29 protein-coding genes and 1 tRNA gene are annotated in these 25659 nt (G+C 47.6%); 15 read left to right on the top strand and 15 right to left on the bottom strand.

Annotated elements, in window-relative coordinates; all coding sequences use genetic code 11:
• The 6 genes from QZ918_RS28060 to QZ918_RS28035 form a co-directional block, all read right to left on the bottom strand.
• The coding region (locus QZ918_RS28060; RefSeq protein WP_293341110.1) for a bifunctional DNA primase/polymerase at positions 1–976 on the bottom strand (976 nt) is incomplete at its 3' end.
• Entirely contained in the window at positions 976–1206 is a 231-nt protein-coding gene (locus QZ918_RS28055) for a hypothetical protein (RefSeq protein WP_293341107.1), read from the bottom strand. The genes QZ918_RS28060 and QZ918_RS28055, both read right to left, overlap by 1 nt.
• On the bottom strand, positions 1200–2984 hold the full coding sequence (locus QZ918_RS28050) for a hypothetical protein (protein ID WP_293341103.1): 1785 nt from the start codon (positions 2982–2984) through the stop codon (positions 1200–1202). The genes QZ918_RS28055 and QZ918_RS28050 overlap by 7 nt, the downstream gene beginning before the upstream one ends.
• A complete protein-coding gene (locus tag QZ918_RS28045) occupies positions 2981–3421 on the bottom strand; it encodes a winged helix-turn-helix domain-containing protein (protein WP_293341100.1) in 441 nt (146 codons plus the stop codon). The genes QZ918_RS28050 and QZ918_RS28045 overlap by 4 nt, the downstream gene beginning before the upstream one ends.
• Positions 3411–3626 (bottom strand): hypothetical protein, encoded by a 216-nt coding sequence (locus QZ918_RS28040; RefSeq protein ID WP_293341097.1) that lies wholly within the window; start codon positions 3624–3626, stop codon positions 3411–3413. The genes QZ918_RS28045 and QZ918_RS28040 overlap by 11 nt, the downstream gene beginning before the upstream one ends.
• Positions 3627–3657: 31 nt before the next feature.
• A complete protein-coding gene (locus tag QZ918_RS28035) occupies positions 3658–4035 on the bottom strand; it encodes a hypothetical protein (RefSeq protein WP_293341095.1) in 378 nt (125 codons plus the stop codon).
• A 407-nt stretch (positions 4036–4442) separates the two neighbouring features.
• Here QZ918_RS28035 and relB point away from each other — a divergent pair, with 407 nt between their 5' ends.
• The 4 genes from relB (at position 4443) to QZ918_RS28015 (ending at position 6554) form a co-directional block, all read left to right on the top strand.
• Positions 4443–4700 carry a type II toxin-antitoxin system RelB family anti-toxin gene (gene relB, locus QZ918_RS28030; RefSeq protein WP_293341092.1) on the top strand — a complete coding sequence of 86 codons (258 nt, stop codon included), beginning with the start codon at positions 4443–4445 and terminating at the stop codon, positions 4698–4700.
• 351 nt (positions 4701–5051) lie between these two features.
• Complete coding sequence (locus tag QZ918_RS28025) at positions 5052–5495, top strand: DUF4339 domain-containing protein (protein WP_293341088.1); 444 nt, start codon at positions 5052–5054, stop codon at positions 5493–5495.
• Positions 5496–5719: 224 nt separating this feature from the next.
• Positions 5720–6151, top strand: coding sequence for a hypothetical protein (locus QZ918_RS28020; RefSeq protein WP_293341086.1), 432 nt, complete (start codon positions 5720–5722; stop codon positions 6149–6151).
• Positions 6152–6245: 94 nt separating this feature from the next.
• Positions 6246–6554: a hypothetical protein gene (locus QZ918_RS28015; RefSeq protein ID WP_293341083.1), complete on the top strand. Its 309-nt coding sequence runs from the start codon at positions 6246–6248 to the stop codon at positions 6552–6554.
• 107 nt (positions 6555–6661) lie between these two features.
• Here QZ918_RS28015 and QZ918_RS28010 read toward each other — a convergent pair whose 3' ends face one another.
• The 3 genes from QZ918_RS28010 to QZ918_RS28000 are packed head-to-tail and all read right to left on the bottom strand — an operon-like array spanning position 6662 to position 8421.
• Entirely contained in the window at positions 6662–7537 is an 876-nt protein-coding gene (locus QZ918_RS28010) for a tail fiber domain-containing protein (protein ID WP_293341080.1), read from the bottom strand.
• Positions 7534–7869 carry a hypothetical protein gene (locus QZ918_RS28005; RefSeq protein ID WP_293341077.1) on the bottom strand — a complete coding sequence of 112 codons (336 nt, stop codon included), beginning with the start codon at positions 7867–7869 and terminating at the stop codon, positions 7534–7536. The genes QZ918_RS28010 and QZ918_RS28005 overlap by 4 nt, the downstream gene beginning before the upstream one ends.
• A gap of 6 nt (positions 7870–7875) precedes the next feature.
• Positions 7876–8421: a tyrosine-type recombinase/integrase gene (locus tag QZ918_RS28000; protein ID WP_293341074.1), complete on the bottom strand. Its 546-nt coding sequence runs from the start codon at positions 8419–8421 to the stop codon at positions 7876–7878.
• Positions 8422–8605: 184 nt separating this feature from the next.
• On the opposite strand from QZ918_RS28000, the gene QZ918_RS27995 reads away from it, so the two are divergent.
• The 11 genes from QZ918_RS27995 to QZ918_RS27945 all read left to right on the top strand — a co-directional run bounded on the left by QZ918_RS27995 (position 8606) and on the right by QZ918_RS27945 (position 17110).
• Complete coding sequence (locus QZ918_RS27995) at positions 8606–9151, top strand: hypothetical protein (RefSeq protein WP_293341071.1); 546 nt, start codon at positions 8606–8608, stop codon at positions 9149–9151.
• 1 nt (position 9152) lies between these two features.
• Positions 9153–9977: a hypothetical protein gene (locus tag QZ918_RS27990; RefSeq protein ID WP_293341069.1), complete on the top strand. Its 825-nt coding sequence runs from the start codon at positions 9153–9155 to the stop codon at positions 9975–9977.
• On the top strand, positions 9970–12528 hold the full coding sequence (locus QZ918_RS27985) for a hypothetical protein (RefSeq protein ID WP_293341066.1): 2559 nt from the start codon (positions 9970–9972) through the stop codon (positions 12526–12528). The genes QZ918_RS27990 and QZ918_RS27985 overlap by 8 nt, the downstream gene beginning before the upstream one ends.
• Before the next feature lie 7 nt (positions 12529–12535).
• Positions 12536–13525, top strand: a complete 990-nt coding sequence (locus QZ918_RS27980) for a hypothetical protein (protein ID WP_293341063.1) — start codon at positions 12536–12538, stop codon at positions 13523–13525.
• Between the two features lie 6 nt (positions 13526–13531).
• Positions 13532–14623 carry a hypothetical protein gene (locus QZ918_RS27975; RefSeq protein ID WP_293341060.1) on the top strand — a complete coding sequence of 364 codons (1092 nt, stop codon included), beginning with the start codon at positions 13532–13534 and terminating at the stop codon, positions 14621–14623.
• A 273-nt stretch (positions 14624–14896) separates the two neighbouring features.
• Complete coding sequence (locus QZ918_RS27970; protein WP_293341057.1) at positions 14897–15415, top strand: hypothetical protein; 519 nt, start codon at positions 14897–14899, stop codon at positions 15413–15415.
• 10 nt (positions 15416–15425) lie between these two features.
• Entirely contained in the window at positions 15426–15671 is a 246-nt protein-coding gene (locus QZ918_RS27965; RefSeq protein ID WP_293341055.1) for a hypothetical protein, read from the top strand.
• Positions 15668–16156, top strand: coding sequence for a hypothetical protein (locus QZ918_RS27960; protein WP_293341053.1), 489 nt, complete (start codon positions 15668–15670; stop codon positions 16154–16156). The genes QZ918_RS27965 and QZ918_RS27960 overlap by 4 nt, the downstream gene beginning before the upstream one ends.
• Positions 16157–16179: 23 nt before the next feature.
• Entirely contained in the window at positions 16180–16452 is a 273-nt protein-coding gene (locus QZ918_RS27955) for a hypothetical protein (RefSeq protein ID WP_293341051.1), read from the top strand.
• Positions 16452–16676 carry a hypothetical protein gene (locus QZ918_RS27950; RefSeq protein WP_293341050.1) on the top strand — a complete coding sequence of 75 codons (225 nt, stop codon included), beginning with the start codon at positions 16452–16454 and terminating at the stop codon, positions 16674–16676. Before QZ918_RS27955 ends, QZ918_RS27950 begins: the two co-directional genes overlap by 1 nt.
• On the top strand, positions 16664–17110 hold the full coding sequence (locus tag QZ918_RS27945; RefSeq protein WP_293341048.1) for a hypothetical protein: 447 nt from the start codon (positions 16664–16666) through the stop codon (positions 17108–17110). Before QZ918_RS27950 ends, QZ918_RS27945 begins: the two co-directional genes overlap by 13 nt.
• 600 nt (positions 17111–17710) lie before the next feature.
• Here QZ918_RS27945 and QZ918_RS27940 read toward each other — a convergent pair.
• From QZ918_RS27940 to QZ918_RS27915, 6 genes are all read right to left on the bottom strand, one after another.
• Positions 17711–17792, bottom strand: a tRNA-Leu gene (locus QZ918_RS27940).
• A gap of 127 nt (positions 17793–17919) precedes the next feature.
• The gene (locus tag QZ918_RS27935) at positions 17920–18630 is read right to left on the bottom strand and encodes a peptidoglycan-binding domain-containing protein (protein WP_293341046.1); all 711 of its coding nucleotides are present in this window, start codon (positions 18628–18630) and stop codon (positions 17920–17922) included.
• A 490-nt stretch (positions 18631–19120) separates the two neighbouring features.
• Positions 19121–21541, bottom strand: coding sequence for a sucrose synthase (locus QZ918_RS27930; RefSeq protein WP_293341044.1), 2421 nt, complete (start codon positions 21539–21541; stop codon positions 19121–19123).
• A 131-nt stretch (positions 21542–21672) separates the two neighbouring features.
• The gene (locus QZ918_RS27925; protein WP_293341113.1) at positions 21673–23196 is read right to left on the bottom strand and encodes a carboxypeptidase M32; all 1524 of its coding nucleotides are present in this window, start codon (positions 23194–23196) and stop codon (positions 21673–21675) included.
• A 79-nt stretch (positions 23197–23275) separates the two neighbouring features.
• On the bottom strand, positions 23276–24478 hold the full coding sequence (locus tag QZ918_RS27920) for a tetratricopeptide repeat protein (RefSeq protein ID WP_293341042.1): 1203 nt from the start codon (positions 24476–24478) through the stop codon (positions 23276–23278).
• A gap of 404 nt (positions 24479–24882) precedes the next feature.
• Positions 24883–25590 carry a Uma2 family endonuclease gene (locus QZ918_RS27915; protein ID WP_293341040.1) on the bottom strand — a complete coding sequence of 236 codons (708 nt, stop codon included), beginning with the start codon at positions 25588–25590 and terminating at the stop codon, positions 24883–24885.
• Between the last annotated feature and the right edge of the window lie 69 nt (positions 25591–25659).

The following is a 25659-nucleotide window of genomic DNA, read 5'->3' as shown; positions in this document are numbered from 1 at the left end:
CGCGTTGCAAGCTCTGGGCTTCCACTTCTGTAGCGAGTATGTGGATGTTAGCCAAATCATCAATATTTATGGCGGCGATCGGGCCGAGCTTCTCAATGCCGGTGAGAGCGATCGCTTTTTCTAAGCTTGCGTAGTAAACTGTTATCCGGTCTTTTTTCTGCGTGTACTCGCGGATCAAGCCGGACTTTTTTGCTCCGCACAATAATTTTCTGATGTGACCTGGGCTGCGATTTAAAACTCTACTCGCCGCAAGCAGTGAGAATTCCCCAATTCCTGAACCTTTACATTTGCCACCATGACTCCGGCGCGAAATATCCGAGCGGCGTGCTAGCAGCCAAATTGCTAGCGAGCGACGAAAATGCGGATAAAGCCTTGCGGGGAAACGTACCAGATCTATCTCGTCTTCGCCCTGATATTCTGTTCTCCAGTTTTCGCACAACGCCAGCAGCCACTCTGGTGCTTGAGCGGTTGGCGTTTCCAGCGGCGATCGCACCCAGTAATAAGGCTTCCCGGTTTGCGGGTGTATCGAAGGTGGTAAAACACTCTGGGTGCCGAGCCATCTAAATTCCAAGCATTCCTCTTTGCCGTCGGAGTCGATCTCACCGGTAAGTATTTTTAGATTGCGGAGGCGGTGCCAACTGGTCTCTGGCACCAGAAATAAATACTGTTGTCGTCCATCTCTGCCGCTACTCCATGCGACGGTTCGATCGAACTCTTGTAAGCCGTTTTCGCCTGCAAATTTTTCCAGTAAATTGGACGCCGCTCTCCCGTCAATGTCGATCGCCAATAATCCTAATCCTAATTTCAGCCCAACGCCAGTAGCTCTCTCACCCTCTAACTCTTGCAAACAGAAAAGGCGATCGACATTAGATTTTGTCCACCGCTTTCTATATGGGCATTTCCCCCGTACTGGCTCTAGAATCCAGTCGGCGGGAAGTGTTAGGAGAGTTGAGTTAACGGCTGAGTTTTGCATCATTAACGAAACTCAGGCCCCAGACTTAAGGTTTTCTGGAGGTTAGGTAAATGCCATTTGTATGTTGCTCGCATTCCGCTGCTTCTGCGGACATCTCGAAAATCTTTGCCGACCTTGAACGTGCCGTCATTTTTGAGGTTAAATAGGTGTCCTCTGCTGATTCCTAACTCGGAAATTGCAACAGATGTTGACACCCAATCTGCTGATAATGGCCTCCCTGCTTTTTTTACCATTCCTCTTCCTCATCTTGGATGCTGATGAGCGAGACTATTTCCGGAAACTCTATTGAGTCCTCTTCCCATTTCACACAGACTTCTGGCATCCCACCTACCGACAGCGCAAGATTTGCGATGATTCCAATTTGGCTGGGATTTCGCTGGTGGCTGACTAGCATTCCTATCTGAAAGCTCTTGAAGACCTCCAAATCCTTGATTAATTGCCTGACAGACTTAATCTCTTTTTCTCTAGCTAGCCGGACATCTCTTTTTGATTTACTGGAGTTGCTTTTGGAATCCAGACCCTTGACCAATTCGTCCGCCTTATCCAAAAGGTTCTCTATCTTTTGTTCAATCTGTTCGCTGAGAGAACCTTGTGTTATGCTGAAAGCAGCTTCTGGACGAGTAGGGAATGTTTTGGCGAGCCAGTCTTTTTGCCAATTCGGACTTGAGTTTTCGGGAGTAATTTCTACCAAGAATTCGGTAGGCGCAGTGGCTTCCCCTGGTGTTGGGTTTTCGGGGGTAATTTCTACTAAGGATTCAGCAGCCTGTTCGACGGCCTGTTCTGCCGCTGTGTGTTCTGTATTTGCTGGCTTGGTGGTTTTCTCGCACTTCGTGATAGTTGTTGTTAGTAAAACGTTGATTCTTCGTAAGAACTTTTGTTTTTCATCTTCGGTCATTCGGATCGCAGCCGTCATTACTAGCGTTGCGATTTGTTCCGGGTCAAGTAAGTCACTAGCCAACTCGCACCCATGTCTTTCTTTCCACCATTTTAGCCACTCGGACGGGCCTGCAAACTTTTTCTTATTTTTGTCAGGGTGCAAGGTTATGGCTGGACAGCCAAAAGACCTTATTGTGCAGCTATCTTTGGTGTAGAACCAGTTTCCCTCACCCGGCACACCCCAGCTTAAATCCTCGTCCCATGATGCTGTTGACTGCTGCTCTTCCAAGACTTGAATAAGCTCGATTTCTGCATACGGAATTTCAGCTGACCCGGAATTGTCGTCAACCTTGACAAGGGCTTGCTTGTTGTTTATCCGAGCAGCTATTTTGCCGATTTTTCCTCGCAGGTGGTTACTGGAAAAAATCTTGACGTTGTCGCCGATACGAACAGTATCTTCAGTTGCCGGATTTTTGGGTTTGTCGTCGGGATGGACTACTTTGAGGGCATGGATGTCTCCGAAGTGGAGTACCGAATTGCCGCTGTGTATTTCTACGTAGATTTCCCCTTTTTGGTTGATTTTTTGTATGATTCCGCGATTGCCTTTGTTGTAACCTCCAGTAAACTCAACCTCGACACCCTTCGCAAAGCCCATCTCTTCAATGGATTTGCGAAGCTGCTCGCTACCTTGACCTCCGATTTTCAGTGCGGCGACTTGCAGGTGCAGTTTCGTCGCTCGTTTTCGTCCTTCCTGTTCCGCCAATAAGTTTGCGTATTTGATAGCCTCAACTTTTTGGCCAGGTAGGGATAAGTTCTTGAGCGTTCGGAGGCAGGTTCCTGGTATCTTTAATGTTTTCCTTTCTCCTTCCTCTGACAGTTCGCTAACTATCTCTTCTTCTATTCGGGCTTCTTCAATCACTTGATAAAGCCGTGACTTACCTTTGCCGAATTCCGTCAAGCAGTAACTTTCCAGAGATTTATATCCAAGCGCGAGGAACCCTTTTCGCTCCTGTACTTGGAGTAGCATTTTTCCCAAGCTGTCGAAATTACCTCGAATAGCTTCTGTAATTTCTTCAGCCTCCTCTGTCGTCATTCTTGTCGTGATGCGAGGAGGCTCGGTGGTTGCTATTGTCATGATTCCTCCGATGGGTAATAGCCGGCTGTTCCTTTGATTAATTCTTTGACGATGCCTTCTCGCGTGAGCGCAACCAGAATCTGCCGAACAGAGTGTACGGATATCCCAGTCTTGGCTGCAATTTGTTTTGAATGCTGCCCGGGGTTCAGGGATATTTCATTTAGGATGATTGACCTTTTTCCCTCCTGGGGCGACACTTTCTTGGGATTCAGTCCAGGACTCGAAGCGAATCTTTGCCTATCCTTGCGCGGCTCTTTCTGTTGATTGTTCTTCTTTTTCGATACCGTTCGCCCCCCTGGATTTGCTGCATATTCCGGACTGGTTACGACTGCCAAATACCTCTCAGCTAGCTCTTGACCTGTGCGAGGGTAGCAAACTAGGAAGCGATGGACTTGTTCTTGATACTGAACGGGAACTTCGCTCAAGTTAATAATCATTGGCTACCTCGATGTCAGAAAGGAATTCGCCACTGATCTGCTGGTAAAGATACGGCTGCCCAAGTTCGATATTGAGTCTGAAGAACTTCATGTTCCAGAAGATCGCTTCTGGCAAATTCCCATCCGTCTCGATAGTGGCGGGCCGGGATGACAAATCTTTTGTCATGAGCGTGATTCTGAAGGTTTTTTTTGCGGTGGTTTGCATTTGATGGTTCCTCCGTTTGGCAAAAGTTTTACTAGCGGTTGTTTTGATAACTTTCCATAATCTCAATCACTATTTCGCTTAAGATGTCGGGCGTGAGTTCAGCCATCAATGCGATCGCTGCCTTAATTTTTGTGTCGAATTCCCCGCCTACTGGTAGCACCTGCACGAGTCGTTCTCTTTGGTCTATTTGGTTGCACGCAAGCTGGCAAATCGCGATCTTTTGACTCCAATTCACGTGACTGAGCAAGTGGCGGAGGTGACTGAGTGATGCCCGCTGCCGGATGATTCGGCTTTTAATGCTGTTGTCCGTATCAACTATGGCTACGACCAGGGAGTCGGGCAGATCCTCCTCGCCTGCGGCTACCCGATCGAGCATTCCATCAAAATCGAGTGGATTGAAGTTGGTCATTGGTTATTGGTTATTGGTTATTGGATGAGCTTTACCTCAACAAGGCTGGACTCTCTACGATCGCCCCCGCGATCGGGCGCCGTATCTGGCGGCTGCGCGCACAGTAAAACCAGCCCACTTAGGAGCGAAAGGGTTAAAGATTTGTACATATCCCGTTGCTAGACCCCTTTTACAAAGAGAGGGGGTGAAACTTTGACTCGAAATTCTGAGCTCAGGATATAAAGGATGCAGTCGTTTGACGAGACTGATGCCCTCGGGGCTTACACGGTCGATCGGTTAAGTGACTAAAACCTTTATATATTTGAGTTGTAGACAGACCGTAGACGCCAAATCCCCGGTCTGCCATTTTTGTCTTTTACCAATACTAGCGAAAAACACTTGCGTTTTTCGCTAGTGTTTATTATGATATGACTCAAGAACAGAAAAGTCAATCGACTCCCGTGAATCTCAGGAAACGTGCTGGATTAACTCAACGCCAAGTCGCCCGGGCTCTCGACATTCGAGAGTCTACAGTTAGCGAATGGGAAAGAGGTCTCTCAGTACCACGTCTGCCACTTCGCAAGGTTAGTTTGATGATGCAAGTCTACCGATGCAGTCTTGATGAACTCATTGAGGCGTTTGAGTCTAACCAACTTGCTGCTGTGTCCCCGAACGTTGAAAACTAAATAGTTCAGCCTCCCCGACACTGGGTCGGAGAGGTTGATATGTAGGTTATCGGTGGTATTGGTTCCCCGAACATTAAAAACTAGATAGTCTCTATGCTTATTAATCCGGGGGTACTGGTTTAATTGTTGAGTTCTGGGAAAATAGTGATACGCCTATCACTTCCCAGAACTATGATTTATTCTAATTTGCCGCGCCGAAAACTGCTGTTCTTGATATTGACTGGATTCTCCTCAATTCTGATTTCAGTCCCGGCTAGCTCCCAGCGAAAGAAACGTAGTCGAACCAGTGATCGAGGGGGATATCAACGAGATAATTACCGTCGCTATTCTGACGAGCCTAGCCCCAGCCCAATGCCCGCCCCAATCCCGGCGGCGCCGGAAAAATACATCCCGCCCCATCCCGCGTTAATACCTAGTGTTGCCGGTGGCTTGTTTTGCTTTTTCGGCTTACTCTGTGGGTGGTTTTTGAAGATCAATAATTCATCGACTCCCGAACCAACCAAAGGGCGATCGCCCAAAAACCTACCTCCTCTTGACCCAGTCGAACAAGATCTCAATCAACTCAAAGCCCAATCTGGGATGAGTCGAATGAAGACGGCAAGGCGGTCAACACCAGTTTCTGAGCCTGCCGAGTGGTATGTATTTCGCAGTGGCAACGCCGAAGGCCCGTACACCAAAATGCAACTACTGGAAGTTCAAAAAATCACAGGGCGTACCAAAGTGCGACGTGGGGAAACGGAGTGGCAGCGAGCCGGTGAGATATCAGAACTCGTGGCGTATCTCACCGAGAAGTAGCCCGAAAAAAGTCCAATTTATTGGACTTTTTTGACACATAGTTGACTGATTTTGCTCTTGACCAGAGCGAAATTATTCTCATCGGAAACCGATCGGAATCAACCGGAGTGACGTGTGTCACTAGCAGCAGCCGGGTGCAAGACCCGAAAATTCCCTAGCAACCGGAGAAAGTATACTGCCTCCGGCCGAAGCGCAAGACCCTGAGAAATTGCGCCTAATGCTACATGGGTGACGGCGGAGAGACGCTGACAACCGGAACAGCAACGGTGGCTAGCCTGCTGATTGACGGCCTTAATAATTGCTCTAAAAAGCAGGAAGCCCTGTTTCGCGAGCAGGGCGTTACAGGCGGGTTCGATGCCCACAACGGGGAGAGCAGCCCCCAAGCTGACGCTGGGCTTGGAGAATATATCGGCGTGACAGCCCGGAGAGACGGGCGTATACCATCCACATCATTCTCAACCATGAACCAAGAACAAGCACTTAAAATGGCTGCGGCGATGCGTAAGCTCGCAAGCCGGGTAATTTCTCTCGAACAAGAAGTGGCTGCACTCAGAAATGAGGAAGCTGAGGAAGATCAGTGGTTGGCTGCTTTTATTGCCGATATCGACTCGATCGACGGTGGCGACTCCGGTATTCTTGTTGGTGAACTTGTGTGATTAGTCCAATAAATTGGACTCCCGACATATCTGTTTGCCGATCGCAGTCCGGGTGCTGCGATCGGCTTTTTTTTTGTAATTTTTGGGAGTTAGTATGAGCGGTAATTTCACAGCCAGCGAGCAATTGTTTATTCAGGATTATTTCACAGATCCTAGTTATCCTCAGCCCCATGGGGAAGTTGTCTCGACAAAACTTTTGGCCGCAATGATTGCATCAGGTCAGTACGAGATGGAGGATTACCCGAGGCTCGTTGAGGCTTCTTTACGTTTGACGAAAATCTTAATAGCAGGATTTCGCACCGAAGTGGAGTTGGTAGTGAGGAAGGTGGAGGTGTCGGACACGGACGAATTGAATCGACCATCAAGCCTCGACTCCCAAGGATTCGATCCGATTCCCTTTTGATTATTGAGAGACCCTTCTAGCGATCGGTAGGGGCGTTATTTAAACGCGATTACTTTTAGTGGTAGGGTGTTACCGCTAAGATTGGTCACTATTTTATGCTGTCCCTGCTAGATCTTAGAAGATGACTTTAGCTGGGAATCTAATTTGCTTATTTGTGCCTGCTGTTCTTGCACAGCTTTCACTAAGCAAGCTACGATGCAACTGTAATCAATCCCGTACAATTCCCCGTCGGCGCCTGTACCCGAAACGGCTTCAGGAATTACTTGACTGACCTCTTGGGCAAAAAAACCTATTTTATTTACAAATTTTTCCCCTAGTTCAAACTTTTTGTCTTTCAAGTTAAAATTGACACATTCGTAATGCTGGTATTTTTTGGGGGATAGGGAGAGGATTGTTGCCAGCCCAGGGCTTGGCAAATGATTTTTCTTTACCCTTTTGTCCGAGGTCTGAATGTAAGCTCCTGAAACGTCAATTCTGGCAACTCTGTTGGCCAGGGTTGGGGGTGAAACCGCGTTGCCAGGTAATCGAAAAAAATTGAATGCGTCTCCACCGCCGAGACCGGAATAATTGCAAAATTCAGCTATCCCAAGCCCTGGCTCCACAGAGTTCCAAGAGAGAGCATTGGAATTCCCTGCCACGTTGGCCGTCGGAAAAGGGGCTGATGTTAAAAGAGGTGACGAGCTTCGCCTGTACCGGGCATCACCTTCAGATTGCAGCAGGTACTGAGCATGAGGGTCTGCTGCTGCCAAGTGCGCGTTGACTGCGGCCGTTACTTCCGAGTCACGGGCGATCGTCGATGGAATGTCCGCATCTGTGAGTGCTGTCGAGCTTTGCCTGTACCGGGCATCACCTTCAGATTGCAGCAGGTACTGAGCATGAGGGTCTGCTGCTGCCAAGTGCGCGTTGACTGCGGCCGTTACTTCCGAGTCACGGGCGATCGCCCCTGGGATTTGAGGTTCGGTGATCGGATTCCGCAGTGTCATATTAGAGTGATCTCGCTCACGTTTACACTCGTCGGCGAGTTTGTAGATCTCATCACCGCTGCGCCTTGCCAGCCGACAGTATCCTCGAAATAGCCACCGGGTAACAATTCGGCCGTGAACATCGTCGCTGATATTGACGTACCGTAGGCGAAAAGTGCGTTCGCGGTACCGTCGTTAAAAATAATCAGCCCGCGCCGGTTTTTGGCGACGCTGCGATCGGGCACGATCGTTGTCGCTGCCGTCGTGAGCGAAAATTCGGGTATTGTTGCAGCATTCGAGAAAGATGGCTGCTGTTGTAGGGAGCCGGTTTGGGCTGGATTAAATAGAGTCATTTTTATTTAAAAATTTGCGATCGCGGTCTCGATTTGTTCTTCCAAAGGTTTGTATTTGCTCAGTGATGCGATGCCGTTTTTGAGACCAGAAAGATGTTCGATCAACTCCGGTCGGCAGCCGATGTCGGCCAGCCGCGCGATAAAACCAATGCGTAGCGAACACAAGGAGTACCCTTTTTGCTCAAGTTCGGCTTCTCTTAAGGCTTTTTTAAAGGCCTTGTCGAATGCCTGTCGTGATAAGTGGCGCCCCTGACAAACGCGAGATGGAAACAAGAAGCCGTCCTTTAAACATCTATACCTCCCTAGAATTTCCTTTAGGTCTTTGTGGCAAGGAATCTCCTTCGTGCTAGGGATTATTCTTGAGCGTACAACTTGGTTGGATGGATCTACGTAAAATTGAGAAACCTTGCTCTTGAGTATCGAGCTAGGTTTCGATCCTGTGTACCACGCTATTGCTAAAAAACATTTGTGTATATCTGTATGCAGGCGTTCATAGATAGCTTCATAGTCGCTTTGGTTTATGGGTTCACATTGCTCTCCGTGTTCTCTCACTTCGTCCTATGTTTAGCTCTGTTAGCTCTTATTTTACTTGTTTTGACTTCACGTTATTTGAGTGTCAAATTATTTAACAAGTTGACAAAATGAGTAGAGCAGCAACTTGTTAAGATTTTTTTGGCGTGGAAAATCAACAATATATTTTGCGTAAACTGAGGGCATACTTTTTCGAGAAATGGATATGACCTCGCACACTTCTGGTCAGGGTGCCACCGTGACGGGTGTTCCTTATTCCGCCCCCAACGGTTCGTCTAGCAAAGAACGCTATGTTTACGGGATTCTTGCCCGATTGGAACAAGAAGAGAATACCTTGGCGCGAGTATCGGAGCGGACAGATCGCATCACTATAACTGCGAATCTTTCCACGAAAATAGCAGACATCGATCTACTTATTAACGTTCAGGCTAGCACTGTCGCTTCTGGGGTTGTCCAGTACACAGCAAGTCATTATTTGACAGGCTCGACATTTACTAGTGGCACGGGTGGAGACAGTACCGCTAGTAACTTGGCTCAGGCTGCCATGGAAGCCGTCATGGACTTGAAAATGCTGGAACTAGATCCAACAAAAAACCCTGACAAGGTGAATGCAGTGACTCGCTGTCAGTACGTCATGGGTAACAGCGGGGGGACAAATGCCACCTTTAGTGCATCAATACAAATGCCCATAGATATTATTAGTTTGCCGGGTGGTGGCAGTGTCGTGGAAGGTCGCACATACCTTACTTGATATGGCAGATAACAAGCTAGAAGGAACCGACACATTCCGCCGTAGCCTTACGAGCGCAAGTGGAACGGGAGTCGTTGAGATTTTAAACTGTGCTGACGCTTTTTCCACCTACACGCCCTTGGCCACTGCGTATGTAATGGGTCTCAGTTTCTATTTGGAAGCCCTGAGCGGCGCGGTGCATTTGCCATCTTTACGATCGGCGCCATTCCCCGATGTTGTACCGGAGATGACATCTTCTGAAAAGATTGCGGCGTTGATGAAGGTTGAGAAGGAGTATCCTTATATAGGATTGAGGTTTCATGCTCGTAAAGGTTCGGGAACCTGGTCTGATCTGGCTACCGCGCTTTTACAAAATCGAGGGCGAGAAACCACGATTCCATTCGTCATTCCATACCTAACTATTAATCAACTTAAGCTCCTTTCCCCTGCTGACAGATTGGGTGTATCGATAATCAATTATGGGCATGGAGTATTAGGGGTCGGTGACTACATTAACTTAGAGGGAGACTTTCGATTTACTGTCGATTTAATAGCCAAACCCGCAAACAAGATTGTCGGCACTGCAATTCCCTACGGCGTCAACATTCCCTCAGCATCTCCTACCAGATTCAGGAGTGCCAATGCTAACAGGGCTATTTTTTATGCCACAAATACAGGTACTTCAGATATTTGGATTGCGGGTAATTCAAGTGTTGCTGTTGGTAGTGGCATTTATCTGGGCGCAGGTGGAGGCAGTCTGACTGAAGAAACTTTGACGGGCGAGTTGTGGGCGATCGCCGAAGGTGCTCCGTCTCGCATTTCAGGGGTCGAGGCGAGCTATGTCTAGGGTTTCGTCTAAATCATCTCTGTCGCCCAGCGCCACAAAGGGGTCAAGTGCGATCGACCTCGGCAAAGATAGCGGCGTAGATATGGGCCGAAAATCTGAGCCGTCAGTTTCCAGCGGTGGTATTGGAGTCACCCGCGAAGTTGCAAATATTGGCGGGATGTCTGTCACCGGGGGAGTCAGCGTAGATGTAAGTCCCGTGCGACTCGATATCAGTGGAAACCCCAATTATGAGGATCCTTCCAAGAGCTCAATATCGATCGCTGGCAGCGCAGAAATTCCGGGGGGCATCATTGGCATTGGTGGCGGCGTTTCCATTAACACGAGCACAGGCCAAATAGAAGGCGGAAGCATTAGCGGCGAGGTTGTCGGGTTTGGAATTGAAGTTTCTAAAAGTCCTGAGGGCGTGGGGGTAGGATTTTCGGTGCAAATTCCGGGTACACCAATTTCTTTTCAGCTTGGTTTTGGATTTCCGGAAAAGAAAGACCCAACACCTACGCCAACACCAACACCTACGCCAACACCAACACCAACACCAACACCAACACCAGCGCCAACAATCTATATTCCTGATAATTTAATTATTAAATCTCAATGCCCGGATGGCGCTAAATGGACTGCAATGATACAGGCATGGAGGTGGCCTGAAGCTCTTCCTGTCTCGGGAGCTCTAAAAAAAATAGCGGAAGAATTTGAGTATGGTGTAAAAAACATGAATGGGGCGGATTATGTTGGCTACAGCCCCAAAAAACCGTCCGATGCCGACAAGTTGTTTGGCGTCGGCAAATGGGTAGTGTTTGAAAAGAGATTTGATGTTACTTTGCAAATCAATTCATTCTGGATGTCCAGCGGTGGTAGCAGTTTTGGTTCTTATATCGTCACGATTAGACAGCAATATACTTATACTGAATATTTCCACAAAGATTATCAAGGATTTGGCGGAATGCGAGGAGAGGTTTATGATTTCACAGTTTCCTTGATTTCTATTAGCTCTCCGCCCAGATGCTCGGATGGATCTATCGGAGTTCCTTTCAATGAGCTTGTACCGTCCCCACCCTTTTTTCCTGTTCCCCCCAACTCACCACCTAGAAAAGAAATGGATGAATGCTGTCGCCTCAGTATTAGGTTACAACGCTTGACCGCCCGCCACCTTGGAGTTCTAAGACCACAAACTCAAGAACTCCTCCCCGAAGGTGTAAAACAGATCGCAAGTGTTGAAGATGGTTTCAACCAAGCTTTCCCCTTTGAAGTCAAAAAACGATGGATCGACCCCGTAGCAAAAGAAAACGAGAAAATCCAGATAACCAACGCAAGGCAATTATCCTTGGTACTCGGTGGCATGATGGAAAGACTTGAACGCGTCATGGGAACCGCTGAATTTTACAAAGATTCGGACAAGAAACTAAGGCAAAGCGAAGGCAATTTACTAAGTTGGCTGAACGGAAAAAACGACGACTTCAAATACCCGGATCCAAACGATTTCTGGTTCAACACGGACGATGGAATCATCAACGAGAAAAAGCTAGAAATTCGCAGCATCGCCGACGGCTTGCGCTACCAAGTAGAGGCGTTGAATCGTTTGGAAAGAATTTTGCCTATCGCTGAGCTGAAAGATAGCTCAATCCCTGCAAGATGGATCTACCCCGGTGGAAAGGGGCAGTTGCGAGTAGGAAATCTGATTCATCTCTGCGAATACATGATTCGCAAAGATGATAGGGATAGAGGTTACTGGCCACAAAAAATCAAGATAAAAGATGCCGACCCAGCCATAGAAGGTGACCAGCCCTACGAAGTCGAATTTCACTCCCAAGCTGATTTATTAAAAGCAATGTTTCAAATGATTGTGGACACAGAAGGCGACGTGGATATGGGGTCAAATTATGATTTAAGGCGGACTTATTTAGATATCATGGCTTTCCAGTTGTCTGTAAAAAACAACAAGTATTTGCAAGCAATTATGGAGTATCTTAATTTTGATGTTTTAGAAGAGGTAGACAAGGTACCCATTCCGTTTGACCCATTCGCAGGACAAAACCGCAACGAGATTCAAAAATTCTGGAACAAGTACGGGTTTGGCGATGGGGATGAAATAAAGTTTCCAAAAAGTAACAAAGAAGAAGAAGTTGAAAAGCTTTCCGAAGGGTTGTTGCAGAACTCTGAAATAGAAATAGGTGTGGTGAGATTCGGCTCTTTAGATGGTAAAAAAGATTCCAAAACGCTAAAAGAGGCGTTGATGGAAATATTAAAGCATTCGTCAGCAAGTGCGGCTGCTGTTACCGAAAAAGCTTCAGAGGGCGCGCTTGAAAGGATTGTTGACGCGGCGGGAATCGCTCAAAAACTAACATCTTTCTTGATGCGACGAGATATCAGGGAAAGCCTAGGAATTGGCGATTTAGATCAATGGATTTCCAGCGCTGAAAAAGGCTACACGGATAATCTAGAAGCCGAATCGCTGAGATTTCCAGAATCTAGCTCTCTCGAACCTTACGGGCGTCCGGCTTCGGAAAATCCAGTAATGCGAGAGATCGATACAAAAGACCCAAAAGCGGACTAATTTAATTATGCAAATAAGAGACGGGGAAACGGCAAGTGACATTTATGCAGGGACTGCCTCTAAGTCTTGGCTAGACAACATCGGGAGTTATTTTAGCTTTGTAGCAGAAAAAATTGGTGATGCAATTGGAAGTATCAAGATAGGTGACGTGCGACTTGGCGATTGGTACGCGCAAGATCCAGTAGGTGCTGCCGCAGGGGTAATATTAGGAGGTGTCGTGTTTTACCTAGGTGGCAAGGTAGTTGCCGGCGGAGTATCGGCATTTGGAAAACTGGTTGCCACAGTCCGTCAGCTAGGTGTTTTAGGCACTCTTCGGGCTGGATCGGTTTCAGTGGCAAGAGGTCTCGCCAGTCGAGCTATTTATTTGCTGGGTCATCCAAAAGCCCTGATTGGCGGTTTCTTGACAGGGGTTACTATTGGCGCTGTCATGCGGTGGGTTGTTGGCGCCGCAGTGCGATTGGTGAATTTTAATTGGAATCAAACCGACGAAGAACTAGATGCAAAAGTAAAGGCCGCTCAAGCCTCTCTCTGGAGCGTTGCTGGTGGTAGCTTAGGCTCAATGCTAGGGACTGCCTTGTGCGGTGTTGCCCCAGGCGTGGCAGTAGTGCGCGTAAACCCATCTAAGTTAGCCGCAATCAAAGAAGTCTCTCAAGAACTTTACGAGGAAGCTTTACCCCAGATTAACAACCTGATTAACGCAACAATTCGAGTTGGCACGACTAAAGTTTTTGTTGAAGTTTACAAAAATTCCAGGAGGATGCTGAAAAGCTTGGCTCCTGTTATTAAAAATATTCCCATTGTAGGGGGGAGTATTGCTACTTGGCTTGAGAAATGGGGCGCACCTGACGCAAAACCCTGGTCTATAAATAGTGGTGTTTTGGCTGAGATTCAAAAAATAAGTGATGAGAATATCCAAAACTTTTTTGAAGAAGCCTGGGAAGAATTTTTAGAAAGCTGCACGGAAGCTGTGTTTGTACTTTCCACTGCATTTGGGTAATGAAATATGAGTTGGGAGGATCGGCTAAAAGAAATGATAACGCCCACTGCTGCGAAGTGGCCGTATAGAGTAGTCCAAATCAAGCCAAACAAAAAACAAGATAACGAGATATACACGCTTTCCGGCAGAGAGGAAAGTATCGCCGCTAACGGTTCATTATTTCTTGCCCTGTACGACTTAGCAAACAAAAACAGTGTTGACTTTGAGGAATGGTGGGAACAATGGGAGAACGGATTTCCACTGCTGCAAAGAGCTGACTCAAACTATCAATTGTCTGATTGGCGAAAACCCGACTCTCGGCCTCGTTACCGAGAGTGGAGGCTGCCGACAGAAGGATTTAGAAAGAGTAATTACCGGACGATCGAATATTGGCGCGATCGCAGCGACGAATCTCAATCAGTAATCCTATCTGGTACGGATTCACAGTTGATCGACCACATCATTCAAATTGAATATGAAGGTGGTGGCAGCGGAACCCAAGGCTTGACAGGGAAAAATAGCAAGCCCTTGCTTAAGGGATGGCCTGCGATCGTCCTCACATTTATTGAGCCAAATGATAGTCGCCGACGGAAGCCAAATGGGGCCGTGCGCTCGCCGGCGACAGGAGAAAAAACTATTCGTTGTGTCGGATATTCAGACGATCGCCTGATTGCAGAACAAGGATTGGCTGAATTTATCAAAGAATCGGATGTTCGCCGTTGGGCAAACAAGATCAAGGAAGAATTCGGCTCACCTCCTTATCGTTGGGAAAAAGGCAGAGGGTGCCTTTCCTACTCAGGGCAAATTGCTCGGATGCAGGGCTTGGAGGGCTATGCCTATGTGACCCGGGCACAACAAGGGAAGGATTTGTTTGCAAAATTGCTGAGGATTTTCGATTTTAAGCCCGATCCGCTGGGCTTTAAATTCTCATCGAACGAGGAGCCGGAAAGCGCTTTTCCCGAAGATCCTCCCGATTTTCAACTTTTGGGTAAGTCGTGGGAGGCTGAAGCCGAAAGGGCGCGGACAGCAGTAGTTTTTGATAGCGCTCTTTTGTACTGTCCCAAATTGCGATCGCCAATACCTTTAGTCAAAGGTTCTAACGTGGTTTACGACAGTTAACAATTATTAACATTAAGTGTTCTAATATTCCCGAAACCTATTAGGTTTCAGTAGCGGTCAACGGCTAAAGAGCGCACTATACAAGGCTTCTGGCTGTCGCTATGCTTAGGGAGAAGCACTCACGGACTTTCCTTTATGCCAAGACGCAGATCCCGGTTCACTAAAAAAACGCTGACGGCCGCGGAGATCGATCTCTATGCCTTATACCTAAAAGGGGAGAGGGTTCATTCTCAACCTCGAAAGGCTCCCTCCAATTACAAGGAGCGCAGAGGTGTGGGTGTTGTACCTTTTGGGTTTTCCCCCGCTGCAACCGCCGGTTTTGTCCACACCTCGATGACTCGTGGGGCCCTGGGAATTCTTAGCACTCTGGGTATCGCCAACCTAGATGGGATTTTTGGACTGAATTTGACCGGAACTGGAACCATTGAGGATGCGCCACCGGGCTTTTACCCAGCGGTCGCCCGCATCACTTTGATTCCCGCAGCGACGGTCGCGATCAGAACTGGGACATCCGCTTTTACGGGAAGGCCCAGAAATTATACACCGGGACGAAGCGGGAGCGTTCCGTTTGGGCGGGGAAGTACGACGGTTCAAGCAGATGCTAAAAATCCCGCATCCGCGCAAGCCACTATTGCTGACATTGATTACAAGGATGCCGAGAAGGCTATCAAGGAAGCGGTGCGAACTTCCACTTATGCTGGTCAAAGACGGGTATCTTTTGAACCCGAGGTGTATAGATCAGAAAAACCTGCGCCTGTCTTTGCTGGTGACGCAGTCGCCCCAGTTTTTTAGGATTAAAACGATGGCTAGTAAAGCTATTAACTTAATCCGATCGAGCCTCCAGATTGTTATTGATCTTGATGCAGCCGCCGAAGAAATTGAGCAGCGTTGGCTGTTGGCTTCTAAAATTGCCAACCATTCAAAACTGTTTTTGGAAGGCGAAATATCTGGAGGCGATTTCTTGGACTTGGCTGAGTCCACAGAAATTGACATAGATCGATACGTGGAAGAAGTCGAAGGGAATCTAGAGGCGATAGGCTTTTTGTGACCTTAGTTATCAATCTCAACGATCCAAACTTGTGGATCCCCGTCTGGGAATTCGATGTGGTGGCAGAAACCCTCGGTTCTGGGGGTGAGGGTGATAGTTACATCAGAATTCCCAAACAGAATTGCCCAACGATTTTGGATAGTTCTGTCCTCGCGATCTACGCGAACAATCCCCTCGCCAAGCCCGGATGGTTTAGCGCAGGTTTCCTAAGCCAAAACATTCGACTTCCTTTGACCGTGGGGGGGCAGCCGACCAGTTACGGAGCTAGTCGGCGGATAGTCCTCGGTAAAACACAAATTGTCTCATTCCTAGATGTTGGAGTTGCCGACTTTTCTATTTCCTTTCTGTGTCACCGATGGCACAGGCAGGTGCAGTTGGTAGCTTGGGAGTATCAAGGGAGTATTTCGACACAAGAACTTGCGGCAATAGCCTCTCTTTCTCAGCAAGTTTCTAGCGTTGAGCAGAAAATAGATAGTTTGTTGTAAAGCTTTCTTGCGAGGACTCTAGCTTGAACCTAATTGCTAACAAAAAAGAAGATTCTAGTGGCGCGCATATTATGGATTTGACTTCAACTTTACTTAAGGTCGATTTGGCCGTATTGAGCGTAGTTGTCGGGATAATAGTTGTTTTCTACAAATGGTTTGGCGAGGTGCGAGCAGAAATGATTCGAGCCGCAAAACAACAAACTGTACTCGAAGAAACTGACAAGTTTCATGGGCAACGCTTAGACAGTCTCGAAAGTTGGAGGGCCGCTATCTCGGAGGTTAGGAGATCTCAATAATGCCAGTGCAAACAGCAAAAAGATTGTTGGAAGACTCCAGGACAACTGTAGGGGAACTTTTGGACGTACTTTCCTTGCTAACTAGGCATATTTTGCACCTGCGAGTTCGGGAAAGATGCGCCCAGGGGACGGGATACTTGACCAATATAAGCGACGAGATAAGGCAATCTGAAACAACAATCGAGCAAGTGCGAAAACGCATTGAGGAAAAATGCACCGATTAATTTACACGATGCAACTGAAGGCTTCAGACGAGCTTTTGGGCGGCAACCTTCAACTGATTTATCCAAATGGTGAACAGATCGATTACCTTGCCACTTCCGGTTGTATGGGGTGGCAGCAACCTGGCGACGAATGGGTGCGAGCTCGCGGGCCAATACCCGCAGGCTTTTCTTACCAGATTCCCACAGAGCCTTACTGGCTTGACACGAAAGGTATCGAGGGTTTGTTTTTTCACATTACTCCAGATCCCGTGTCTTCCCCTGACGGTGGCGTAGTCCGTGGAGAGTTTGGGATCCATTTTGACGCGAACGCGCCCGGCTCTGCTGGCTGTATTGTGTTGTTGAGGAAAATTGGCTGGGAGAGATTTTGCGAGAGAATGGGGGCGATCGCACGATCGGGTGTCAAATCCATTCCCCTCACTGTTTCCTACTCGTGATTACTGCGGGTTCTCGCACATAACGGTTTTAAGAAAAGATGAGTTGCTCCTACCGCTGGGAACGCCTCATCTTTTTTTGGGGCTTACTAGTGGGACAACACCTGAAAGTAATACAGTATTAATACTGTTTTTGCCTGAGTCTCTTGCACCCCTTTCTCCGAGAGGGCTTCGGCGACAAGGCAGAGGTCTGCAAAACCTCCACCCCCAGTTCAAATCTGGGTGCCGCCTTTATTTTTATCTGTTTGGACAAGCTTGAAATGCCTTGTTTCCAAGGTTTCTGGGATTGTAACGGAGTGTAACCCGCACGTAATCGCATACAATCGACCACACAAAGTAATGCAAAGTTAATGCCGTGGAAAATCTGGAACGCGGGCGACTCAACCAGGCGAACGACAGGCTGAAAGCGGCTAAGACTGGGTAGCGATTGTTCAAAGAAGCGATCGCCTTTCCTTGTGAGCTACCTTCCCCTCAAAAAAAATTGGGGACAGCCGCTTTTATTAGCTAGCCTGAAATACAAGATGAGCGCAAAATCATTGGAAAGTGTTAATCGAGGATCTATCGAGACTCCTCAATGGCCTAGCCATCAGTCTTACAAAGCGATGCGGATAAAAGGACTTGAACCTTCACTCCTTTCGGAACCAGAACCTAAATCTGGCGCGTCTGCCAATTTCGCCATATCCGCATTTTGACATCTGATTATTATAACACACAACATAGCGATAAGTCAACATCCAAAAACCCGGTCATTTTTGCACGCCGGGTTTATTGAGTTATAGGCACAGCAATTTTCCGTATTTTTAACTCATTACTTAGTTTTGCCCGATCGCCTTCCAGGTGATTTCGTCAACCACGCCGTCAGCAGTCAAACCCTTATACTCCTGAAATTTCCTCACAGCCGTAGCAGTGCGAGCGCCAAAAATGCCGTCGATGGGGCCCGGATCGTAACCCTGCATTTCCAAACGCACCTGTAGCGTCTTCACCTTGGAACCGGCAGCACCTTTAGTCAGAGCAGTTGCAGGATTGCCGGGAACAGGATCGCTGTTCTGAATGGCAGCATTCCCCTGCAACTTTTCAGAAGCTGGCGCCGGATCTGCGGCTAAAGCTGTCCAAGTTTCTTTGTCCACGATGCCGTCGGAGTTCAACCGCTTAGACTGCTGAAAGGCACTGACAGCGGATGTGGTGCGAGAACCATAGGAACCGTCGATCGTCCCGATCGCGAAACCGTGAACCAGCAACCGCTGCTGTATGGCGGCAACTTCTGGGCCGTCTGCTCCTGCGGAGATAGTTTTTTCCTTTCTCACAGGCTTTTGCTCTCCTGCATAAAAAGGCTTGTTAAACATATCTCCTTGGGTAGTTGCCTCGGGCTGTACTGACGCACCCGGATCGGCGGGAGCTGTAAAGTCTCTCCGGTACTGTTCCTGCACAAAGGGTTTAGACTCGAAGGCTGCATTTGCCTTTTTAGTCAGCCCTGGAGCGAGCAGAGCAAGCACGCTGAAAATCGTAACAGTAGTTACACGCATAAGTTTCATCCTGTTGGTGAGGTTTGACAAGGTTTCCCTGTTTTCTATGTTTCTCAATCTCATTGTATTACCCGGACAGCTTTCTGAGAAAGATAGTAGAATCCCGAAGGAAGTTCGGCAGCCGATTCTGTAACCGATTTAACGGATAGTTTGAAGCTAATTTTTTGATTGACGCCGAAGAGGCAAACGACACAAAGGAAGTTCGGCAGCAGAGGCCAGTAAAAGATGTAACGGATAGAAGTCGATTTTTTAGGATCTACCTGAAATCAAGGTATGTTGTTGCGCTTCAGCGCTCCGATTTATTAGAAAGAGCGCCCAAACGCAACAACGTACTTAGTCGGTTTCTGAGGATCCACCTGAAATCAAGGTATGTAGTTGCGCTGTCTTCGCTCCGATATATAAGTAAAGAGCGCTTGCATCGCAACAACGTACCTAATCCGGAGGCACAGTTTTTTGTCTCAACCGGCCCCTACAAACCGCAACTCCCCACTTATCGCTGTGCGTGCTCCTCCAGTAAAGCCTTCGCTCTCGGCTTGTAAATCAGATAAAACAGGGCTTCTATGTAGCGGAGCATATCTTCGCGGTTTTCCTTGGACGAGTAGTTCCAGAAACCGTAAGTTCGGGCCAGAGTCAGCAGCCTGGTAGTGTGAATTTTCCAAGTATACGTGCTGTAAACTCGATCGATTCCTCGCGTTGAAATTTCATACCAATAGTTGGGATTCTGTTCGCATTTCGATAAAAAATCTAGAATTTTTTGGGCGGTTTCCTCGTGGTGGGTCGGGTTGATATAAAATCCATTCACTCCATCCTGAATGATTTCCAGCGGGCCGCCAAACTGCGTCCCGAAAGTCGGAATCCCGGTAATCATTGCTTCGAGAATTGTCAAGCCGAAAGCTTCAAATAAGGCTGGCTGTACAAATATACCTTGGCCGTCGGCGATTACCCGGTAGATTTCGCCGGACAGGCTTTTGGACAGCCGTACTCCCAGCCAGCGAATTTTACCGTGCAGCTTGTATTGGTCGATAATTGCGTAAAGTTTTTTAATTTCTTCGGCTTCTTCGTAGTCTTCGGTTTCTTCGACTCTCAGCTTGCCGGCTACTAAAATTAAGTTGCATTTTGCTTGCAATTCCTCGCTTTTGCCAAACAATTCTGCTAAGCCTGTCAGGTTTTTAATGCGATCGAGCCTGGCCATCGAAAATAAAGGGCGCTTTTGCGGATCGTCGAGTGTTCCGAACACCTGTTCCGGGTCTTCTAGGGTAAACAGCAGTTCGTTAAGCCGATCGCGATCGCCCTGCACCCTATCTTCGTTGCGCGTGTAAGGAAAGTATACACTTTCGTTGACTCCCGGCGGCACGACATTGAATTTTGGGCTGAACAGTTCAATGCCGTTGACGACGTGGTACAAATCCGGCATGGTAAAACAATTGTAAGATTCGTACTGTCCGACACTATCCGGTTTGCCGACAATCTCTTGATAGGTGCTGCTGACAATACAATTAGCCGCATTCATGGCAAGGATATCGGCAGTAAATTGCAGCGCAAAATGGTATTTATCTTCAGATTCTTGCCAGTACAGATTGCTGAACAAATATTTAGATTTTTCCAGGGCGTGGGCAATATTGCACTGAGTAATTTTGAGTTTTCGCGACAGCAAAAAAGCCACTAAATTGCCGTCAGAATAGTTGCCAATTATGAAATCTGGCTTGCCCTGAAACTCTGCCAGTAGTTCTTTTTCAGCATCGATCGCGTAAGTTTCCAAATAAGGCCAAATCTCGAACCTAGAAATCCAATTTTGAGTCAATTTAGGATTGAACTCCCGGAAGGGAACCCGCAAAATCCAAGCATTTTCTGTGCCGTGAACTTTTTCCAAACGTTCGTTGCAGCGCGTGCCATCACTGTTGGGAATTAACCTGGTGAGAATAATTACTTTTGGTTTTACACCTAAACTATCGAGACCGGCAAGATGAATGTCTTCTTGCAGTTGTCTCTCTAAATTCTTCGCTTGATCGAGCACGTAAACTACTTGACCGCCCGTATCCGGACGCCCCAAAACTCCTTCTTGACCGAACCAGCCGTGAGGAGAAACTAGGACGATTTTGAAAATCATCGGAATCCGAGAAATAAATGCTTCTAGGGTTTGGGGATCGGGGGAATCAATTAATTCGTCGAGAATTCCTAGAGTTTCCTGCACGCGGGCTGCGGTATTTCCCCAACCTGCGTCCAAACCCATCATTTGCAGGACAAATTTAAATCTCTCGTAGGGTTCATCTTCAGAAAGTTCGCTGACAAAGGTGAGGGCTTTTTTGACTTGTTCTGAAAGTTGTTCTTGAGATTTTATGCGATCGTTAATTAGTAATTGTACGCCGTTGTAGCGGTGAATCCGCAAGAAATCAAATAGAGTTTCCTGCCACTGTTTGGAGTCTTGAAACAGTTTGCTGGAGAGGTAGCGGTTGAGGAATTGCACTCCTTTGCCGATATTTTTGGGGTCGCGAATGGAGGGGGAATAGTCGTAAAAAGGGCCGAAATCTAGTTCGAGGATGTCGCCTTCTTGGGGGTGAAAGTGGTTGACAAAGCGATCGCGCACGTCGAGCAATTCTTGCACTGTCATCGGTTCCAGTGTCAAGTCATCTCCAACTCGCACTATTTCCATTGTCGCAATTTTGGGTCGCAGCAGGACGCAAAGACTGCCCGGTTCGAGAATAATTTCCTGAACGTAGTAAATCAGTTTGCTCAAATGAGAGGATTGATGAAACTGTTGGGACTTTTCGTATTTGGTGCAGTAGGCGGCAAAAGCGCTAACTATATCGTTTCGCAGTAAATATTTGTTTCCCAAAGCCCGCAAATCGCTGGCAAATTGCCGCAAGTCGGTTTTTTCGTCGCTGCAAATAACAGCCTCAAAGAGTTCAGACATAGATACTCCCTTATTTGAGATTTTTGATTTTCGCTCTAAAAAAGGGCGATACTGTATTAGTACCGCCCTTTTTTTAGGCGCCTACTTTTTTTAATCTCATTTTAAAGTCTGCAATCGGAAATTACTCTCCCTCAAATGACATAAAATTCCCCGTATTTGTGGCGAATGTAGCGCACAAACGGATCGATAGTTAAAGGTGAACCGGTGACGCGATCGATCAATTCGACGGCAGTGTATTTGCGGCCGTGGTCGTAGATGTTTTGTTTGAGCCAGTCGTGGAGTACGCTAAAGTTTCCCTGTTCTAGTTGTGCCGGAATTTCGGGATGGTTTTTGAGTGCGGTTTCGTAGAATTGAGCGCTCATCAAGTTGCCTAGGGTGTAACCTTGAAACATTCCGCCGATCGTCCCAACATACCAGTGAACATCCTGCATCGCGCCGTCGCTGTCGGTAGCGGGGACAACGCCGAGGTCTGTTTTATAGCGATCGTTCCAGGCTTCGGGGAGGTCTCGCACTGCTAATTTGCCTTCTACCATTGCCAATTCTAGGTCAAAGCGGATCGCGACGTGGAGGTTGTAGGTTACTTCGTCAGCATCGGTGCGGACGAGCGATCGCGAGACTTTGTTAATGGCACGGTAAAATGCGTCTGTGGATACCGCGCCCAACTGCTGCGGAAACAGGCTTTGCAATTGCGGGTAAAAATACTGCCAAAAACCGCGGCTGCGCCCGACTAGATTTTCCCAAAGCCGCGACTGGCTTTCGTGCACGCCGGAGGAAATGCCACCAGCGAGTAGTGTACCTTCAAATTCGGGGGAATTGCCAAGTTCGTAGAGGCCGTGTCCGGCTTCGTGGATGCTGCTGAAGAGGGCTTGATCGAGGTGATCTTTGTAGACGCGGGTGGTGATGCGCACGTCGTCTATGGAGAAGTTGGTCATGAAGGGGTGCAGGGTGGTGTCCTGCCGTCCGCGCTGGAAGTCGTATCCCATGCGTTGTACGACTGTGCGGGTGAATTCTAGCTGTTGAGCTTCGGAGAAGTGTTGGTGCAAGCAGGAGTCGTCAGCCGGAGGTTGTGAAGTGATGGCTTCGACTACGGGCACTAATTCTTGACGCAGTTGGGCGAACAGCGGGCGCAGCAGCGATACTTTCATGCCGTAGTCGCTACGATCGATCAAAGGATCGGCAATGTGTTCGTATCCGGGGAAAAAGTCGGCGTACTGCCTGCTTAATTCTAAGGTTTTTTCGAGATATGGCTCGACGGCTGCGAAGTTGTTGGCTGCTTTGGCTGTAGCCCAAACTTCGTAGCAGTCGGCTTGGTGGCGGCAGAGTGCGGACATGAAGGTGGCGGGGACTCTGGCGGCACGATCGTAATCTCTGCGGGCGATGCGGATCAGGCTAGCTGGGGTAGAGTCATAGGGGAGGGTTTGTTCGTAGAAACGCAAGTCTTCTAGGAGTTCACCAATTTTGGGATCGGTAAATTTTTCGTGGGATATTTGTTTGAGAGTTGCCAACTGACGCCCTCTAGCAGTTGCACCTTTAACGGGCATATAAGTCGCCTGATCCCAATGCAACAGTGACGAGGCTGATTCGATGTCGGTAACTTCGCTGAGATGCGCTGCGAGTTGAGCGAATTTTGCTTGAGTTTTGTCTAGGGTTTGCATGATTGGGGTTTGTGGTGCTGTTTTGCCTACAAAGGTTGCAGTGCGGCATCGATATCCATCAATCATTGCTACCCTGAAATCAAGCTAAAAACCGCACTTCTTCCCGTATTGTACGCAATTTAGAGTCATTCTGGCATAGTTTTCGGTATTTTTCCGGATTTAGTTCGATCGCCTTTGATAAGTTTTGGATCGCTTTCTGAATGCTGGTTGCTACAGCTTTGGGGCTGTTTTTGCGATCGCCTGCTGCTTTTTCTAGGGCGTAGACGCAAGCTTTTTGATAGTAAAGATTTGGATCGTCGGGTGTGATGGCGATAATGCGATCGTAGGAAGCGATCGCTTCGGTAAAGCGTTCGATTTTTTTGAGGGCGACAGCGCGGTTGTACCAGGCTTCGATGTTGTTGGGCTGCAACTCTAAGGTTTTGTCCCAGGAAGCGATTGCTTCTTTAAAGCGTTTTAAGTTTACTAAAGCTAAGCCGCGGTTGTACCAGGTTTCGCTGTCATCTGGCTTGAGTTCGATCGCTTTGTCCCAGGATGCGATCGCGTTTTTAAATTGTCCCATTTGGGCGAGCGCCGTGCCGCGTTTGTTCCAGACTTCGGGGGAATTCGGGCGCAGTTGCAGAGTTTTGTCGTAGGAAGCAACCGCTTCGGAGTAGAGTTTTTCGTCGGCTAGGGCTAAGCCGCGGTTGTACCAAGCTTGATGCAAGTCTGGTTTTAGTTCGATCGCTTTGTCGTAGCAGGCGATCGCGGCTTTATTTTGCCCCGACTGTTTCAGGGCAAATGCTTTGTTGTACCAAGCTTCCGAGTAGTCTGCTTGAATGGCGATCGCTTTGTCGTAGGATGCGAGGGCTTCTGAGAATTTTTCTAAGTTAACGAGGGTGTTGCCGCGATTCGTCCAAGCTTCGTGATAGTCTGGCTTGAGTTCGATCGCCTGTTCGTAGGAAGCGATCGCTTCTGAGAGTCTGTTGAGCTTCCGCAACACGTTCGCGCGATTGTACCACGCCTCTGCATTTTTCGGTTGAATTTTTAATGATTTGTTGTAAGCGGAGATCGCTTCGGGTAGCTGTCCCAACTTTCTGAAGGCTACGCCTTTGTTGTACCAAGCCTCGTGAAATGTTGGTTCGAGTTCGATCGCCTTAGACCAAGATTCGAGTGCTGCGGACAAGCGTCCCATTGCTTCTAGGGCGTTTCCGCGATCGTACAATGTTTGAGCGTTTTGAGCGTTGGCTGATATGGATTTTTCCTCAGAGTCGATCGCTTTTTCTCTGTTAGCTAATTTTTGCAAGGGTTTTCACCTCAGTATGTAAAATTGTGGCTTTTTCTTTTATATGCGATGTTTTTCGCCATCTGCCATCTAATGGTGGCGATTGTACCTTAATTTTGTTATTGTTGACAATCTTACCTAAACAGGAGAACTTTTGCAATTTTTTATCGTTGAATTCTAAGTGATTTTGTGGGCGGTGTTGATTTGGATGTATGGATTTTTACTAAAATTTTTCGGGAATTGCGTAGAAGAGTGGAAAGGGCGATCGGCAGTTGACAGTTGACCTGGGACAGTAGGGGCGGTGCCCCCGTGCCCGCCCTCTTAGTTGACAGTTGTCAGTTGTCAGTTGTTAAAAGCATAAATGAGTGCGATCGGCAGAAACCTGATTTTTCAAACAAACCAGGTTTCTGAGTATTTATTCGGAGTTAAATACTATCTGGGTCGATGTTTAATTCACGCAGTTTGGCAGCTAAACGCTGAGCAATTTGCTCTGCTTGTTCAGCCCTTTGATTTGCTTGTTCAGCCCTTTGATTTGCTTGTTCAGCCCTTTGAAACTCTTGTTCTGCCCTTTGAGACTCTTGTTCTAGACGCTGGCGATCTAATAGTCTCTCTGCTTCTAATTCGCCATAGGAAAGAAACTTTTCTCCATTGGGCTTATAAATTTCTAACCCATCTTCTCCCAACTCAAATCGCACGCCCAATCTCGGGCTAATCCATCCCTCCATCGGCTCAATAACTTCTAAATCTCCCTCAATTCTTTGCCAACCTTCCAACTCATTTCTTTGTGGATCGTAAACGTAGTATTCCTCAACTCCATGACGCTGATAAAATAAAAGCTTCTTACTCATTTTAGTATTGCTGTCGTTGTGAGAGCGAATCTCAAAGACGACTTGAGGGCAAATATTATCTTCTCGATGTTGTATGTAGGAAGGGCGATCGCCCTTTGGCCTCCCAAACACCACCATCGTATCAGGTGCTTGAGAAATATCTATTCTCCCCTCAACAGGATACCATAGTAAATCGGCGGCTACAAAGACATTTGGATCGTCTTTAAACAGCGATTCGCAACCTTCTTTGATCGCCAGTTCAAATCTGAAGTGCAACACCCAGGAGTTTGACCAAGGGGGACTCACAGGGATAGTCTAATGTTTACCACAACAAAAGGACACCCCCATGAGCTACACCCATCTTACTCTTTCTGA

The organism is Microcoleus sp. CAWBG58 (genome assembly GCF_020883045.1).
In the GTDB taxonomy this organism is placed as follows: Bacteria; Cyanobacteriota; Cyanobacteriia; order Cyanobacteriales; family Microcoleaceae; genus Microcoleus.
This window is presented reverse-complemented; position numbering and strand designations above follow the sequence as displayed.

What these genes read in the sequence shown, in the direction of transcription:
- QZ918_RS28055 (WP_293341107.1), bottom strand. Translation starts at nt 1,206, where the DNA reads ATGGTAAAAAAAGCAGGGAGGCCATTATCAGCAGATTGGGTGTCAACA.
- QZ918_RS28050 (WP_293341103.1), bottom strand. Translation starts at nt 2,984, where the DNA reads ATGACAATAGCAACCACCGAGCCTCCTCGCATCACGACAAGAATGACG.
- QZ918_RS28045 (WP_293341100.1), bottom strand. Translation starts at nt 3,421, where the DNA reads ATGATTATTAACTTGAGCGAAGTTCCCGTTCAGTATCAAGAACAAGTC.
- QZ918_RS28040 (WP_293341097.1), bottom strand. Translation starts at nt 3,626, where the DNA reads ATGCAAACCACCGCAAAAAAAACCTTCAGAATCACGCTCATGACAAAA.
- QZ918_RS28035 (WP_293341095.1), bottom strand. Translation starts at nt 4,035, where the DNA reads ATGACCAACTTCAATCCACTCGATTTTGATGGAATGCTCGATCGGGTA.
- relB (WP_293341092.1), top strand. Translation starts at nt 4,443, where the DNA reads ATGACTCAAGAACAGAAAAGTCAATCGACTCCCGTGAATCTCAGGAAA.
- QZ918_RS28025 (WP_293341088.1), top strand. Translation starts at nt 5,052, where the DNA reads ATGCCCGCCCCAATCCCGGCGGCGCCGGAAAAATACATCCCGCCCCAT.
- QZ918_RS28020 (WP_293341086.1), top strand. Translation starts at nt 5,720, where the DNA reads ATGGGTGACGGCGGAGAGACGCTGACAACCGGAACAGCAACGGTGGCT.
- QZ918_RS28015 (WP_293341083.1), top strand. Translation starts at nt 6,246, where the DNA reads ATGAGCGGTAATTTCACAGCCAGCGAGCAATTGTTTATTCAGGATTAT.
- QZ918_RS28010 (WP_293341080.1), bottom strand. Translation starts at nt 7,537, where the DNA reads ATGACACTGCGGAATCCGATCACCGAACCTCAAATCCCAGGGGCGATC.
- QZ918_RS28005 (WP_293341077.1), bottom strand. Translation starts at nt 7,869, where the DNA reads ATGACTCTATTTAATCCAGCCCAAACCGGCTCCCTACAACAGCAGCCA.
- QZ918_RS27995 (WP_293341071.1), top strand. Translation starts at nt 8,606, where the DNA reads ATGACCTCGCACACTTCTGGTCAGGGTGCCACCGTGACGGGTGTTCCT.
- QZ918_RS27990 (WP_293341069.1), top strand. Translation starts at nt 9,153, where the DNA reads ATGGCAGATAACAAGCTAGAAGGAACCGACACATTCCGCCGTAGCCTT.
- QZ918_RS27985 (WP_293341066.1), top strand. Translation starts at nt 9,970, where the DNA reads ATGTCTAGGGTTTCGTCTAAATCATCTCTGTCGCCCAGCGCCACAAAG.
- QZ918_RS27980 (WP_293341063.1), top strand. Translation starts at nt 12,536, where the DNA reads ATGCAAATAAGAGACGGGGAAACGGCAAGTGACATTTATGCAGGGACT.
- QZ918_RS27975 (WP_293341060.1), top strand. Translation starts at nt 13,532, where the DNA reads ATGAGTTGGGAGGATCGGCTAAAAGAAATGATAACGCCCACTGCTGCG.
- QZ918_RS27965 (WP_293341055.1), top strand. Translation starts at nt 15,426, where the DNA reads ATGGCTAGTAAAGCTATTAACTTAATCCGATCGAGCCTCCAGATTGTT.
- QZ918_RS27950 (WP_293341050.1), top strand. Translation starts at nt 16,452, where the DNA reads ATGCCAGTGCAAACAGCAAAAAGATTGTTGGAAGACTCCAGGACAACT.
- QZ918_RS27945 (WP_293341048.1), top strand. Translation starts at nt 16,664, where the DNA reads ATGCACCGATTAATTTACACGATGCAACTGAAGGCTTCAGACGAGCTT.
- QZ918_RS27935 (WP_293341046.1), bottom strand. Translation starts at nt 18,630, where the DNA reads ATGCGTGTAACTACTGTTACGATTTTCAGCGTGCTTGCTCTGCTCGCT.
- QZ918_RS27930 (WP_293341044.1), bottom strand. Translation starts at nt 21,541, where the DNA reads ATGTCTGAACTCTTTGAGGCTGTTATTTGCAGCGACGAAAAAACCGAC.
- QZ918_RS27925 (WP_293341113.1), bottom strand. Translation starts at nt 23,196, where the DNA reads ATGCAAACCCTAGACAAAACTCAAGCAAAATTCGCTCAACTCGCAGCG.